The sequence below is a fragment of the Polaromonas sp. P1_G2 genome (genome assembly GCF_056405515.1).
Genome location: NZ_JBFUBY010000724.1, coordinates 1 through 594, shown reverse-complemented (window position 1 = coordinate 594; position 594 = coordinate 1). Strand labels below are relative to the sequence as shown.

Sequence of the window (594 nt, the reverse complement as noted above, 5' to 3'; positions counted from 1 at the left end):
GCTTTCCACCTGGCGGGAGAGCTGCGACAAGGCGATGATCGGTACGCCGAGCTCCTTGCCGAGCGCTTTCAGGCCGGTGGTGATCTCGGTGATTTCCTGCACGCGGTTTTCGCCCGACTTTTTCGAGCCGGTCATCAGCTGGATGTAGTCGATGACCAGGACGTCAAGGCCGCGCTGGCGCTTGAGGCGGCGGGCGCGGGCGGCGAGCTGGGCGATCGAGATGCCGCCGGTCTGGTCGATGAACAGCGGGATCTTCTGCATCATTTGCGAGCAGGCGACGAGCTTTTCGAAATCGGCCTCGGTAATGTCACCGCGGCGGATCTTCGACGACGACACTTCGGTTTGTTCCGAGATGATACGGGTGGCGAGCTGTTCGGACGACATTTCCAACGAATAGAAGCCGACCACGCCGCCATTCTTCGCCTTGAACGAGCCGTCAGGCATCACCTCAGGCTCATAGGCCGCGGCGATGTTGTAGGCGATATTGGTAGCGAGCGAGGTCTTTCCCATGCCCGGCCGGCCGGCCAGGACGATCAGGTCGGATTTCTGCAACCCGCCCATCCTGGCGTCGAGCGCCATGATGCCTGACTCTTA

1 protein-coding gene is annotated in these 594 nt (G+C 61.6%); it reads right to left on the bottom strand.

Features of this window, described 5'->3' with window-relative positions:
* Positions 1–579: DnaB-like helicase C-terminal domain-containing protein (locus AC1D0P_RS27195; protein WP_477679576.1), on the bottom strand; the 579-nt coding region annotated here is incomplete at its 3' end.
* Positions 580–594: the final 15 nt, after the last annotated feature.